This window comes from Aquimarina agarivorans (assembly GCF_000218485.1).
Taxonomy (GTDB): Bacteria; Bacteroidota; Bacteroidia; order Flavobacteriales; family Flavobacteriaceae; genus Aquimarina; species Aquimarina agarivorans.
Genome location: NZ_AFPB01000036.1, coordinates 1 through 13,632 on the forward strand (window position 1 = coordinate 1; position 13,632 = coordinate 13,632).

Consider the following 13,632-nt stretch of genomic DNA (forward strand, 5'->3'; position numbering starts at 1 on the left):
CTCCTAAAATACAAGTTAGAATTATTGCTGTTCTGTTTTTATGGAGTTCTTTTTTTCAGTTCATATGGATTTTTTTGGGATAGGCAAGATTTACCCAAACCACTTTATTATATATCTATTATTGTTTTAAGTTTTGTCTCAACGGTTACTTTTAATTCATTTATACATACAAGAGAAAGTACACGAGTTAGGCTTCAAAAAGCGGTTAATGCATTTTCAACATTTAGTTTTATAACCGCTAAAAAGCATATAAAAACTGAGAATATTGAAGCGTATGAAAAAGAATTACTATCAGGTCTACATGATGAAATAAACTAACAATTACCTTACCTGAAAATGAAAGAATTAGAAAGAAAAGAATTAGAAAGAATCAAAGAATATTTTGGTGATTTATTTCCCGATGATGTAAATAAAGAATTTGAAAATTTAATTGATTCTAAAGTTAAAGAACAGCACAAAAAAATTAATGATCTAAAAAAAGATTTAATTAAATCTTCTGTTAATCTAAATTTAAGTGATTTAAACACTTATTTGAAAATAAACAAAAATCTAGAAGTATCAACTAATTAAGGCTAATTGTTAAGGCGGCATATACACCTAACGTTGTGCTAACAATTTAACAGGATTGATATTACCATCACTATCCTGTGCTTCCTTTAAAAGCTCTAGTGCTTCAATTATAAGAGCATTGTAGAAAACCTTTCCTTTTTTAATTCCTCTATGTTATCCGCAACAAACAAAGCTACTTCTCTTAAATTAACAGCAACACCATCTTTAACCAAGTTTATTCCATCTTGATTCGAGTTTGAGGTTTGAGAGTATTTGCTATAAGTTTCCTTTATTAATTTAACTGTAGTTAAACTAGGGTTACGTTTTTCGGTTTCCCATAGTTGTACAGAATTTTTAGAAACCCCTATTATTTTAGCAAATTCTTCCTGTGTTTTATTGAGTTCTCTCCTTATTCGCCTTATTTCTTGACCAGTCATTATCGCATGAAGAATTAATAAAAAACACACTTTGTATTATTTTTGTTTGTTTTAAACAAACAATGTGTGTATATTTGTGTTGTGATCTTAACAAATATATTTAAAATTAAACGATCAGTATATTAAAATATCATATTTAGTAGTAAAGTAATAGTACTTAGTTGATAGGTTAAGAATAACAGCGGAGGTCTAGTTTTAGTTAGGCTGGGGGTGAGCTGTTTTTTGGGGGAATCTCATATAATCCCTTTTTTAGTTATTCTTTTATTCCCTGAATGACTTCAACCCGAGCAAGTAAAACGCTTGGGTTGTTTTTTTAATGTGTGACAATTATAACTAGAAAATATTTAAACGTATGTGAAGGTTAAAAAGTACGGGTGACCCACACCAAAAGTGTGGGTCGCCCGTACCAACCTCTTAAAAAATAATTTCAATTTTGCAAAAAGAACACACTCGAAGGTAGCACTTCTATATGAAGTGTTATTGATTGTAAACATTAACCATTAAATCATAGAAAATGAAAGTAACCACAATTGCAATGGTGTTGCTATGCCTCGCTATTGCCAAGCCTTTATGGGCTCAAGAGAAAGAATCAAATTGTGATTCTAATTTTAAACAAGCTTTAACCTTTTTGAAAGAGGATAAAAGCTCTACTGAGGATCAAACATTTGCCATTAATTTATTAAAGCCTTGTGCTTCTAATGGTCATGTGTATGCTAAAGTACTATTAGGTACTATTTACGAAGCATCAGCAACAAACAAAGAACACCGAAAAGCGTTTAAACTCTATAAAGAAGGCGCTAAAGCAGGTAACGCTATTGCTATGTTTAATTTAGGGGTGTTGTACAAAAACGGTAAAGGATGCCAACTAAATTATAATAAAGCTAGAAAATGGTTTGAAAAGTCTGCTGAACAAGGCAACGAAATGGCAATATATAGCCTTGGTTATATGTATTTAAAAGGTCTCGGATCAATAGATCAAGACTACAATAAAGCAGTGAGCCATTTTGAAAAAAGCGAGTATGCTATGGCTAAGTATTGGTTAGGTGTATGTTATTTGAACGGTTATGGAGTGTCTAAAAACATTCAGAAAGCCAACGAATTATTAGAAACTAATTTTGATGTTACTAATTCGAGTACTGCTGTTGATACAGATAGCCAACAAAGTACTAATGCAGTATCAGAATCGTCTATCACAACAACTACAAATGCTACTACAAATACTGTAGACCAAGAAAGCTTGTTAGGTTCTTGGAAAGGAAAATTAATTCAATTGGATTGGTCGAAAACTACTATTACTAAAAAGATTGATTTTGAACTGACCATCAAAAAAGACGAACAAACAGGCACATTGGTATCCTCTATAGTATCAAATAACCAGACGATTAATGATGATGTATTGTTATTGGATAATACCCTATATTTTGACAATACTAACATTACACTACCACATACAGGGTATAAGGAATCAATACCTAATGCATTAGCCTATCAATTATTATCGGGTGATATTCAACTAAAATCTTTTGAAGTTGTTCATTATTTAACTGCAAACATAGACAGTTATATCCCTGAGTGGAATGAATCAGGTGTTCCTACACGATTGGTACTTAAAAAAGTAATTGGCTTTGCTAATAGTGATAAGGAATTAAGCGATGACGCTTTAAAAGCATTATCAGAGCAAGAAGAAAGCTTCATTAAGTTATATCCAAATCCATTTGTTAATGATGTAATTGTGTCTTACAACTTAGAAGCACAAGCAAATGTTCAAGTAGAAATTACAGATTTATCAGGTAATAGTAAGGCTGTATTAGCCACTGGAAAAACCCAAACTAAAGGAGAGCATCGTTACTTTTTTAATGCTTCACAACTACAAAAAGGAGCATATGTAGTAAGCGTAACGGTAAATGGGGAAAGAAAGACTAGAGTAATCGTAAAAAAGTAAACAGCCATGAAAAAAATATATCAACAACTAACCCTATTACTATTTGTTTTAGGTTCAGTAACTATACAAGCACAGTTTCTAAATCCAGATAAACCAACAAATCAAAACGAATTCTTAATTGGTGGTGGGAATGCTATCATTGCGGGACCAGGAGATGGTTGTCGAAATTGCTCTTCAGAAATAAGAGATTTTAATTTTGCATTTAGCAATAGTTTTAATGCTGCTTTAGCTAACGAATTATTAATACAACAAGCTGCAAGAAGAGCCGCACATGATTGGTATGAAAAACAAAAAGAAGTTATACGTAAACACCTAAATAATTTCTTTGACCATAGTGGGGATTATGAGCAAGCTAAAAACAGACTTTTTACTGAATCAGAGAAAAGAGCAATAGATATTAATCGTTTCGATATTCAAAATGAATATAATAGATTAAATTCTAATGTTAGTAGAGGTAAAAACCAAGATTTAAAAGGGCTGAGAGCTCTTAAACAACGTGAGTTAGAGATAAAAAATGGAAATATTTCGAATTCTTTGTATGCTGATGTGAGAGTTAATGGAGTACCACTTAAAAACATTAACAATTTAAGCTCAATTACCAGAGAACGAAATAAAATATTATTAACTAATAATTTAGATAGAAAGTTATGGGGATCTCACCAGTATAGCTTTTTAGCTAAAAGTATGGATCGTAATAATCCTTTTCAAGAAGAACTTTTGAGGGAGACTAATCGAGTTAAAAATCAATATTATAATTCTTACGATTATTGGGATCGATTAAATTATATTCAACTTTTAGTCCATACAGAGAAAATTTTAAAAAGCAGAGGCTTTCCAGGGATTGTTTTTAGCAACCAAGAACTACAGATATTCGGCAAATTTGATGGTAAAACTGCTGTAGCAACAAGAGCATATATTGAAAATTTCTTGCAACAAGAATACTTGGATAATATGTATGTTATGCACCCAGATTACTGGAAAGTATTATTAGATAAACATTTTGGAGGATTGCTATTAAATCAAAATGCAGCTAAAAACCTTCATAGAAAGTTAATAAAGGAAGAGCGTGATAGACTAGTTAAAAACACACCTTTAGGAGCTAATACAAGTGTAGACTATTTAGTAAATGAGTTAGGTATTACCAATAAAGACGAATTCAATTGGTTAAATGCTAATCCTAATAGGGCTAAGTTTTACGAAACAATCATTGAAGACCAAAAAAGAAATGTAGCTATTGGAGAATATGGAAATACACAAGATGGCGATATAATTATCGTTGGTGGTACTGAAGGACCATTTGGTAATGCAATTGGATTAGCCTCAACAGAGATCAAAAATGGTGGATTAGTTCAAGCTATGATTGAAGAGTTAGGAATTACTGATAATTCGCAAAAAAGATATTTGTATGACTTTTCTAAAGAAGCGAATAGATTAAGAGAATTAGCAGATCAAAATAGAGTAAATAACACTATTCCACTTGAAATTCAAGACTATATCAAAGGACAAGCAGAACTTGGAGGTATTGAAAAAGAGATAACTATTAAATTAACTCCGAGAACTGGTAAGTTAAATAATAGAGACGATCAAGAGTATACAAAATTCGGTAGCAATGGAGTATATAATATGTATCGAATGAAAGATGGTTCAACTATTTTGGAGAGCCCAAATCTTTTAACTCTAGATAGAAATGGTCATTTCAATGCATTTCATACATCTGAGCCTAGTAATTATAAATATCACTATATAAAATTTGAAGGACAAAACGAATGGTATAGATACTTACTTAAACATCCAGATAGTACAGTTGATGAATTAGAAATGCTTTTACATTACAACAACTGAAAAATAGATTTAAACGTGGATTAGATGCCAATATGGTGGAAGCTATTTGTTCCACCAAAAAAGAAGCAAACGCTCTAGCAGATAAATTATTTGCTCAAGCTCAAAACAAACGAAAATAAAATGAATAATAGAAAATTAGACATTCCCGAAGTACAACAGATTCCACAATTTATGAAGATTATGGATGATTTAAGTGTGGGAAATAATCCATATCTAGTAGGTAGCGCAGGAACAGGAAAAACAACACTGGGAGAAAAAGTCGCTTATGCCATTTTCGGAAGAAATGAAAATGATGGAAAAGAATTGCCCTTTAGCATCGTCAATTGCAATCAATGGACTTCTCCAATTGATATTAAAGGTGGGCAAACCATTACTGGCTATAAAGAGGGGGCACTTATTGAAGCTTGGCGTGATGGAAAAATTCTAATTCTGGATGAAATGCCAAAATTAGATGCCAATACCGCTGGTTTGCTTAATGATGCCCTGGCTAAAAGTGCCAGAGAGGATGCTATTATTTTTAATGGCAATAATGAACCGATTAAAAAACACCGAAACTTTGGGTGTATTGCTACGGGCAATGTCATCGGTAAAGGGGCAAGTGGCAATTATGTGGGGAATAATAAACAAGATGCTTCGCTATTGGATCGATTTAGTGGCTGTATTTATCGTATTGGTTTCAATGAAACTTTAGAACGACAAATTGTGTATCCCGCCGTAGTTAATATCTGTTTGGCTATTCGTAAATCTATTTTAAAATATGAAGGTAAAGAAGCTGGGGATGACGATACCGAAGATATAATGACCTTACGTACCATGCTAAACTTTGAGAGAGCCTACGAATTGGAAATGAAGCGAGAAACAGGAATGAAAGATGAGTTTGGAAAAACGTATCGTAAGATGCCCAATGGTAAAACACTCAAAGATGCGATTGATAGCTATTTCTTAGCCATTACTAAAGAGAAAGCGGAACACATTAAAAATGAAGTCAACCTTGAAGGCTTTCTCAATTCGTATAAAGGGAGCGTGATGAAACAGGAGTTTATTACTGAGTTTAAAAGGCGGATTGGGTAGAAGACTCAACGAAATTATCTCTCATTTATATTGCTGCTGATTACTTTGTTGCTTCCATATTTTATCAAAAACAAAGTCTAAATATTGACGTTTAAAGTCCGGGTCGTCTGTGAATTTTTTATACAAGTCGGTGTATTGAAAAATCACATCTTGCATTAAATCTTCTACTTTTTTATCGGAAGTGATTTTTGCATTTTGTTTATCGCTATTCTTTACTGCATTTACTGTATCCTCATCACGAGCAAAGTCGGCTGGTAATTGCTCAAACAAAAAGTTTTTCACCTTATCGTCATCTGTCCAATTATCAATACCAAACTTTGTATTAAAATCGTTTATGATAGCATCTAATTCATTAAATCCAAGTTCCCCCTTTTTACCTTTCATTACAGGCGGTGTAGGGTCTAATTCCTCTTCTCCTTTTAATTTAATATCTTCTTGTGTGGTACGAGTAAGTCTATAGCTATCTAAATCTATTGCTTCTAAAATTCCCTTAGCTAAATCTTCAATTTCTTCAGGTTTTATTTTTGGTATCAAAAATTTTAAAAACCAATATAATCGTTCCCAATAAGCATTATTAAATGATAACAACTTTGAAAGAAAAGCATAGGTTCTAAAAAAGGATTTTGCTTTTACATAAAAATCAATTTGAGCATCTTCTCCCAATTCATTTTTAAACTCTGCAACGCATTTATCAATAATAGGGTCTAATTCTTGTCTATCGGCTTCTTTAAAGTATAAATCTGTAAAATTTACAACATCATCTTGAGAGTACACTTGTGCATTATCTAAAGCATCTTGCAAATCGTTTAGCTTATTGGCATCTGTTTCTTCACTAAGTACTGTTGTAGTATAAAATGGATCAAAAGCCTTTTTAATATCTTCTGTAGTGTTAAAAAAGTCCATTACAAAAGTATCTTCCTTATAAGGCTTGTAGGCTCTGTTTAATCTCGATAAGGTTTGAACCGCTTGTACATCTGCTAATTTTTTATCTACATACATCGTATGTAATAAAGGTTGGTCAAAACCTGTTTGAAATTTATTGGCCACTATTAAAAAGCGGTATTCTTTTTTCTTGAACTCGTTTGGTATATCATTACTTGGAAATCCATTTAATTTGGCTTCATCCATTTCTACACCGTCTATTTCTTTAGTACCTGAAAATGCTACTATTGCTTTGTATGGTGAATTAATGTCTTTTAGATATTCCTTAAACGCTTGATAGTAGAGGATGGCATTTTTTATACTTTTACAAACGACCATAGCTTTAGCCTGACCATTTATTTGCCTTCTTATATCGGAGTGGAAATGGTCTAACATAATTTTAGACTTTTCCATTATAGAAAATGGATGGCTTTCTACATAGGCCCTTAATTTTTTATTGGCCTGTCGTGTTTCAAACTCTGGATTATCTTCTACCGCTTTATCTAATTTGTAGTAAGATTGGTATGTCGTATAGTTTTTAAGCACATCAAGAATAAACTCTTCCTCAATAGCTTGTTTCATTGTATAATTATCAAAAGCCTTAAATTTTCCTTCTGTGTTTTGTGTACCAAAGGTTTCTAAGGTTTTGTTTTTGGGTGTGGCTGTAAACGCAAAATAGCTGCCGTTTTTTAGCATTTTGCGGTTTTCAATCAATTCGTTGATAAGGTCTTCAGAAGTTGGTGGTTCTTGTTCTTCTCCGTAAGGGGTTTCTTTTTCTGATAGTACCCAATTCATTTTACTTGCGGTTTCACCACTTTGGCTGCTATGAGCTTCATCAATAATAATCGCAAACTTTTTAGCTTGTAGGGTTCCTATTTCATCCATAATGAAAGGGAATTTTTGAACCGTTGTTACGATGATTTTTTTACCATCTTCTAAAGCCTGTTTTAATTGACGGCTTCCTTTGTCTATGGCTTCAACTACGCTACTAACCTGAGCAAATTGTTTGATATTGTCTCTAATTTGTTTATCTAAAACCCTACGGTCTGTAACCACAATAACACTATCAAATACCGTTTCTGTATTCGTGGTATCGTGCAAGCTCACTAATTGGTGGGCTAACCAAGTAATAGAATTGGATTTACCAGAACCTGCTGAATGTTGTATTAGGTATTTTTGCCCAACACCATTTTCTTTAGCGTGATGCAATAATTTTTTAACTGCTCTTAACTGGTGGTATCTTGGGAAAATTAATTTGCGTTTTACCTTTCCTGTATCTTCATCTTTTTCTTCTACGATTTGAGCATAATTTTCTAAGATGTTACTAAAACTGTCTTTTGTTAGAATATTTTTCCAGAGGTAATCTGTTTTTAAACCTTGCTCGTTTACAGGGTTTCCTGCTCCGTCATTGTTCCCTTTATTGAATGGCAAAAAGAATGTTTTGGTACTGTTTAGGTGCGTGGTCATATACACCAAATCTGCATCTACTGCAAAGTGAACCATACATCTACCAAATGCGAATAAAGGTTCTTTAGGGTCTCTATCCGTTTGGTATTGGCGAATGGCATTTTTTACATTTTGCCCTGTCCATTGGTTCTTTAACTCAAAAGTACTTACTGGCAAACCGTTTATAAATATTACCATATCTAAAGAGTTGATATTTTCTTTACTGAAATAGAGTTGCCTCGTTACAGAAAAGATATTGCCGTTGTAAAGCTTTTGAGCCTTCTCGTTTAAGTGTGAGGTTGGTTTTTTATAGTAGAGTTGTACTCTTAAATCCAAATCTTTAACACCATTTCGAAGTATTTCTATAATGCCTTTTTGACGAATTTGGTCTGTTAATCGCTTTATAAACTTGTGTTCCCCTCTTTTTAGGATGGTTTCATAGGCATTGGGTTGGGTGTCTGCTAAAAATCGAAACAACAATTTTTTATTAATGCAAAGATCTCTATCGTAATCTGCACTATAACTTGGCTTATATCCATTATGGTCTATCAAATGTTTTTCTATGATAGTTTCTAAGCCTTTTTCTGATGTATCGGATGTATGCATAGTTATATATAGCTGTCTTTTTATTTTAATTGTTTTTCCATAAAGGCTCTTCTTGCCAATTTAAAAGGTTGCCCTTACCATCTGAGGGAATACCCATATACTTAATGGGTACGTTGGGATATTTATTAAACAAATCGTTTAATTTTTCTTTCAATCGATTGTTTGGATTTACTCTTGTAAGGAAATATTTGAGTAAGGATAAAAAATAGAACATCCTTTTATTATGGTTGTTAAAATCTGTACCCACCCAATCTCTAACAGGTTTTAAAAGTCTTGTAGGTTCTACTGCCAAATCTTTGTTCCATAGTCGGGAGTGGTGTGCACAAATGTTTCTAACATAGGTAAGGGAATGCAGCCAAGATGTGAATACCGTAGTATGCAAATCAAACTGTTGTGCTATTCTTTTTTTATCGTCTTTATCTTTTAGCCCTCTGTATATATGTGATAATTCGCCAATGGTTAATAATTCAAAACACATCCACGAAGGCGGGTTTGAAGGTTTGTTATACTGGTCTGTATAATGTTTTATGAAAACCTCTGGTCGTCTTGCTGTTTTAGCTCTTGAAATGATGCTTTGAAAATCTGAAAAAGGGTCTACCAGATTGCCTATTTTATTGTAAAAAGGCTTGATAAAAAGTTGTTTATCGTCTTGCCAATGGCTGTTATTGTAGTGGGTAGCCATACAATAAATAAATTGTGTACGTATGGCAACTTCTATACGCTCAATACAATCGAAAACCAACAGTCTAAGTTCTCGGTCAAATGAATAGGTGTCTATAATTTGTTTAAAGGAGGTATCGTCATCAAACCAATCTTTGGTTTGTTGATAGGGTAAAAAATAAGCACTTAGGCGGTAATAACTAATATTGGCTAAGTATGCCAATGCTTTAGCATCATCATCTACCGTTAAATTACGGTCTTTAAGTTGCTGTAATTGGTCTTGAAAAGACTTTGGCGGCTTGTTGTAAGTACGTTTACTCATCCTACCAAAGATTTATAAAAGAAAAGACCCCCCAAGTGTGCTACCTTAGTAAGCCTGGAGGGTGTATTATCTTTGGTTATGTAACTTTCTGAAAATAAGACACGTTTACTGTTCCTTAGGGAAGTAGAACGTGTACAGTTAGTGCAAATGTACGAATAAGTTGGGTTAAACGCCAAACTTTTTAACAATTTTACGCTACTTATTAACAAAGCAACTGTTTGTAACGTGTTAAAAACAAGTGTTTTAACACCTTGTTTTAGCTCGTTGATTTGGGTTTTTCCTTTGTTGCTGTATGTTTTCTTACTCGTACTCATTTCTACTATTTTACCTTTTTTTAGTTTGCTCCGTTATGGAGAACATTACTGCTATTTTGAGGTGAACTGTTCGGGATTTCCGAACGGTTGCCCATTATTTTATGGTTTAACTTCCCCAACACCGCTTCTGCTATCATAGCTTCTTTGTACTCTTTTATGAGTTCTATTTCCTTTTGGGCTTGGGTAATGGCTTTGTCTATTTTGGCGGTTTCAGTTTTAATGTGCGAAACGATTTGGACTTGTTCTTCTTTTGGGGGAAGAGACGTATAAATTGTTTTAAGATGATTAATATTGAATCTAAATACTTTTACACCAGTTGCATATATTTGTAAGGTTTTGGTAAATAATTTTGCTGAATAATACAAATACTTGTTATCAATATTTTGATGATAAGGCTTTAAAGCAATCTGTTCACCTCCTAATAAGCCTATATCATTCCTATTGTAAAAAACAGAATGTCCTAAATCTTCGATAGTCTCCGATGTTGAAACAACTATAACATCTCCAAATTTTATTGTTTGAGTGGACTTGTAAAATTCTTCATTTACATAAAAATAATAATTTTCATCAATCTCATCAACTTTATAAGTTTTACCATATTGTAGAGCTACATATTTTCCATTATTTAACAGTTCATCCTTTTTAAAAGTTGAATTACCCCTAACAAAATGGCATAAGCCAACTAATTTAATAACCTCCCAATGCTCTGGAATATTGCCTAACCAATCAATACCACTATTTTTTAATGTTACATTTGGGTTAATACCTTTTGTAACTGCTTTGTTAATAACCGCCTGTCGTTGTTCTTTTAACAAAGCAATAAAGGTTTGCTTCTTTTTAATGAAGTGTTTTATTTTTTTGGATTGACTGTCTAAATGGTTAGCTATGGTAATTTGTTCTTCAATAGGTGGGCAAGGTACTTTTATGTATTTCATATCAAAATACTTTGTACTCCACATATCATCTACAATTCCTTTTCCGAATTTGTAAAACTCTTCTTGAAATAAAACATTTGTAAACAAATAATTTGTATACCTGTTTTCGTATTTATCATTAGGCTTTAAAACAGTATTTATTAAAGAAACAGAGCCTTCGTATTTAGACATACCTCCACTTCCTTTTCTGTCACTTCTACTGTTAATAACAAAATCATTTAAGCAAACTTTTTTTCTACTATCACCATTGTTGGTTTTAGCAATAGTATCCAATTGCGGAACAATACCTTTCATAGTTACAGACAAAGGAGCAAAATCTTTATCGCTTACTTTTTCAGTTCTTTCAACAAAAACACTTCCTATCCTAAAACTTTCCCAGTGCTTTGGAAGATTTTTAGTTAAAATTGATATATAATTATTTTCAACAACCATATTTATGCTTCTACAATTTCTTTTAATAGGTGTTCTGTTTCTTCTTCAATCTTAAAAATATCGGCAGATATTTTTTCTAAAGCTCTTGGGGCTTTGTGTTTGTAGAAGTATTTAGCAAAGTTTATTTCGTAACCTATTTTGGTTTCTTTGGGGTTGTACCAAGCATCTCCTGCAAATGGGAGTACTTCTTTTTCAAAAAAGGCATCTATATCTTCTTTTAAAGGGATATTTTCTTTGTCTTTCAGTGCTGTGTCGCTTTTAGGTTTTCCTTTTTTATCGGTAATGATTTTTCCATTTTCATCACGCTGTGGGCGGTGTACGGTTATTTGGCTGTAACCAAAATCTTCATTATCGAGAATGATGCTGTTTTCATTGTTTTCAAAGTTTAAAAACAAATCAGTGATAGCTCTAATATGGTCTTTGGTAAACTCTACACGTTTTTTACCTAAAGGCTTTCGCATTTTGCTGTAAAATTGCTCGGTAGTAACGCTTATTAATTGCAGTTTGCCTTTACGGTTGTCGTCCTTCTTATTATTTAAGATAAAAATGTAAGTGGGTATGCCAGTGTTATAGAATAAGTCATTAGGCAAAGCAATTATGGCTTCTAACAGATCATTTTCTAAAAGGTATTTACGTATTTCGGTTTCTCCTTGGCCTGCATCTCCTGTAAATAAAGCCGAACCGTTGTGAATGGTTGCAGCTTTACTACCTAATGGACTGTTCTTTTTTAGTTTAGAAACAATGTTCATTACAAACAATAATTGTCCATCATTGATTCTTGGTACACCTATCGTAAAACGTGGGTCTATGATTTCTTTTTTATCAAGAATAGCATCTTTATCTACTTTCCAAGTTTTCCCATACGGTGGGTTACTTATCATAAAATCAAACTGTAAGTTTGGAAAACCATCTTTACTTAATGTAGAACCAAAAGCAATTTTCTCGGGGTCTTCATCTTTAATGAGCATATCAGCTTTACAAATAGCATAGGTTTCAGGATTTACCTCTTGACCATATAAATGAAAAGTTGCTTTAGGATTCAATTTTTTAGCGAAATGCTCTGCTTCTGTAAGCATACCACCAGAACCACAAGCAGGGTCGTATATTAAATAGGTTCCGTCTTTAATTTTACCTTTTAAAGGTTCAAAAATTAAATGAGTCATTAATTTAATAATCTCTCTTGGTGTAAAGTGTTCCCCTGCTTCTTCATTGTTTTCTTCATTGAACTTTCGTATCAATTCTTCAAAAACATAGCCCATTCCTAAATTGGTTAAGCCTTCCATAACTAAACTACCATCTTTATCAGTAACAGGGTTTGGGCTTACATTTATGGTACTGGAACAAAACTTTTCAATTAATGGAAATGTAATATTTCCTTCTTCTAATGTTTCTAATTGATTGCGGAGTTTAAATTTGCTTATGATGTCTTGTACATTACTGCTAAAGCCATCTAAATACGTTTCTAAATTCTGGCGGATGTTACCTGGTTCATTTAATAGTCTTTTAAACGTGTAGTTTGAGGTATTATAAAACACATAACCGCTGGTTTTACGAAGTTGAGGAGATTGGTTGTCAATCTTCATTTCGTTTAACTTTTCGTGCATTTCTAAGACCTTATCTTTAGTAGGTTCCAAAATGGCATCCAATCTTCTTAATACTGTAAAAGGTAAAATAATATCTCTGTATTTACCTCTTGTATATACATCACGTAATACATCGTCTGCAATACTCCAGATAAAATTTACAATAGCGTTATGTTGTGTTTGGTTCATTCTAAAACTTTATTCGATAATTTAACTTTTTTTGCAATCTATATAACTTCTAATGCTTAGTCATTATTTTTTTACTGAATACCATCCACTACGATGAGTGAAGACAGTTTGCTGTTTTCAATTTTAAAAAATTATTATCCATTTTACAAATGAACTAAATAATCATTTACGATTTAGTTCATTTGTAATTAGCATTGTTAAAACTCATAAAAGGTTTGCTAAAAATAAACTATAAATGTAAAGCAGTAGACGTAATTCTAAAATTTATTAAATGCGTACCGAACTACAAAATCAAGCTATAAAATTTAAATCTTAACGAATTACTTTTATAGCAATACGTGAGCAGCTCTAAAATAAATAAAGTTCAAACCCCTACATTCAAT

General features: G+C 32.5%; 11 protein-coding genes. 5 read left to right on the top strand and 6 right to left on the bottom strand.

What is annotated here, in order from left to right; translation table 11 throughout:
- Together GMC_RS22005 and GMC_RS0101360 are read left to right on the top strand one after the other, a co-directional pair.
- A partial coding sequence (locus tag GMC_RS22005; RefSeq protein ID WP_010520442.1) for a hypothetical protein occupies positions 1-318 on the top strand: 318 nt, incomplete at its 5' end.
- 18 nt (positions 319-336) lie between these two features.
- A complete protein-coding gene (locus GMC_RS0101360) occupies positions 337-570 on the top strand; it encodes a hypothetical protein (protein ID WP_010520443.1) in 234 nt (77 codons plus the stop codon).
- Positions 571-677: 107 nt separating this feature from the next.
- Here the strand turns inward: GMC_RS0101360 and GMC_RS18610 are convergent, their stop codons facing one another.
- Positions 678-986 (bottom strand): helix-turn-helix domain-containing protein, encoded by a 309-nt coding sequence (locus GMC_RS18610; protein ID WP_040472288.1) that lies wholly within the window; start codon positions 984-986, stop codon positions 678-680.
- Positions 987-1,500: 514 nt separating this feature from the next.
- Here GMC_RS18610 and GMC_RS20390 point away from each other — a divergent pair.
- From GMC_RS20390 to GMC_RS0101385, 3 genes are all read left to right on the top strand, one after another.
- Positions 1,501-2,928: a T9SS type A sorting domain-containing protein gene (locus GMC_RS20390; RefSeq protein WP_010520445.1), complete on the top strand. Its 1,428-nt coding sequence runs from the start codon at positions 1,501-1,503 to the stop codon at positions 2,926-2,928.
- A gap of 6 nt (positions 2,929-2,934) precedes the next feature.
- Positions 2,935-4,770 (top strand): hypothetical protein, encoded by a 1,836-nt coding sequence (locus GMC_RS0101375; RefSeq protein WP_010520446.1) that lies wholly within the window; start codon positions 2,935-2,937, stop codon positions 4,768-4,770.
- 120 nt (positions 4,771-4,890) lie between these two features.
- A complete protein-coding gene (locus GMC_RS0101385; protein ID WP_010520447.1) occupies positions 4,891-5,841 on the top strand; it encodes an AAA family ATPase in 951 nt (316 codons plus the stop codon).
- A 21-nt stretch (positions 5,842-5,862) separates the two neighbouring features.
- Here the strand turns inward: GMC_RS0101385 and GMC_RS0101390 are convergent, their stop codons facing one another.
- The 5 genes from GMC_RS0101390 to GMC_RS0101410 are packed head-to-tail and all read right to left on the bottom strand — an operon-like array spanning position 5,863 to position 13,249.
- Positions 5,863-8,814 carry a type I restriction endonuclease subunit R gene (locus GMC_RS0101390; protein ID WP_010520448.1) on the bottom strand — a complete coding sequence of 984 codons (2,952 nt, stop codon included), beginning with the start codon at positions 8,812-8,814 and terminating at the stop codon, positions 5,863-5,865.
- Between the two features lie 25 nt (positions 8,815-8,839).
- Positions 8,840-9,796 carry an Abi family protein gene (locus GMC_RS0101395; RefSeq protein WP_010520449.1) on the bottom strand — a complete coding sequence of 319 codons (957 nt, stop codon included), beginning with the start codon at positions 9,794-9,796 and terminating at the stop codon, positions 8,840-8,842.
- On the bottom strand, positions 9,793-10,110 hold the full coding sequence (locus GMC_RS0101400) for a hypothetical protein (RefSeq protein WP_010520450.1): 318 nt from the start codon (positions 10,108-10,110) through the stop codon (positions 9,793-9,795). Before GMC_RS0101400 ends, GMC_RS0101395 begins: the two co-directional genes overlap by 4 nt.
- A 20-nt stretch (positions 10,111-10,130) precedes the next feature.
- Positions 10,131-11,477, bottom strand: a complete 1,347-nt coding sequence (locus GMC_RS18620) for a restriction endonuclease subunit S (RefSeq protein WP_010520451.1) — start codon at positions 11,475-11,477, stop codon at positions 10,131-10,133.
- Between the two features lie 2 nt (positions 11,478-11,479).
- A complete protein-coding gene (locus tag GMC_RS0101410) occupies positions 11,480-13,249 on the bottom strand; it encodes a type I restriction-modification system subunit M (protein ID WP_010520452.1) in 1,770 nt (589 codons plus the stop codon).
- Positions 13,250-13,632 lie beyond the last annotated feature (383 nt).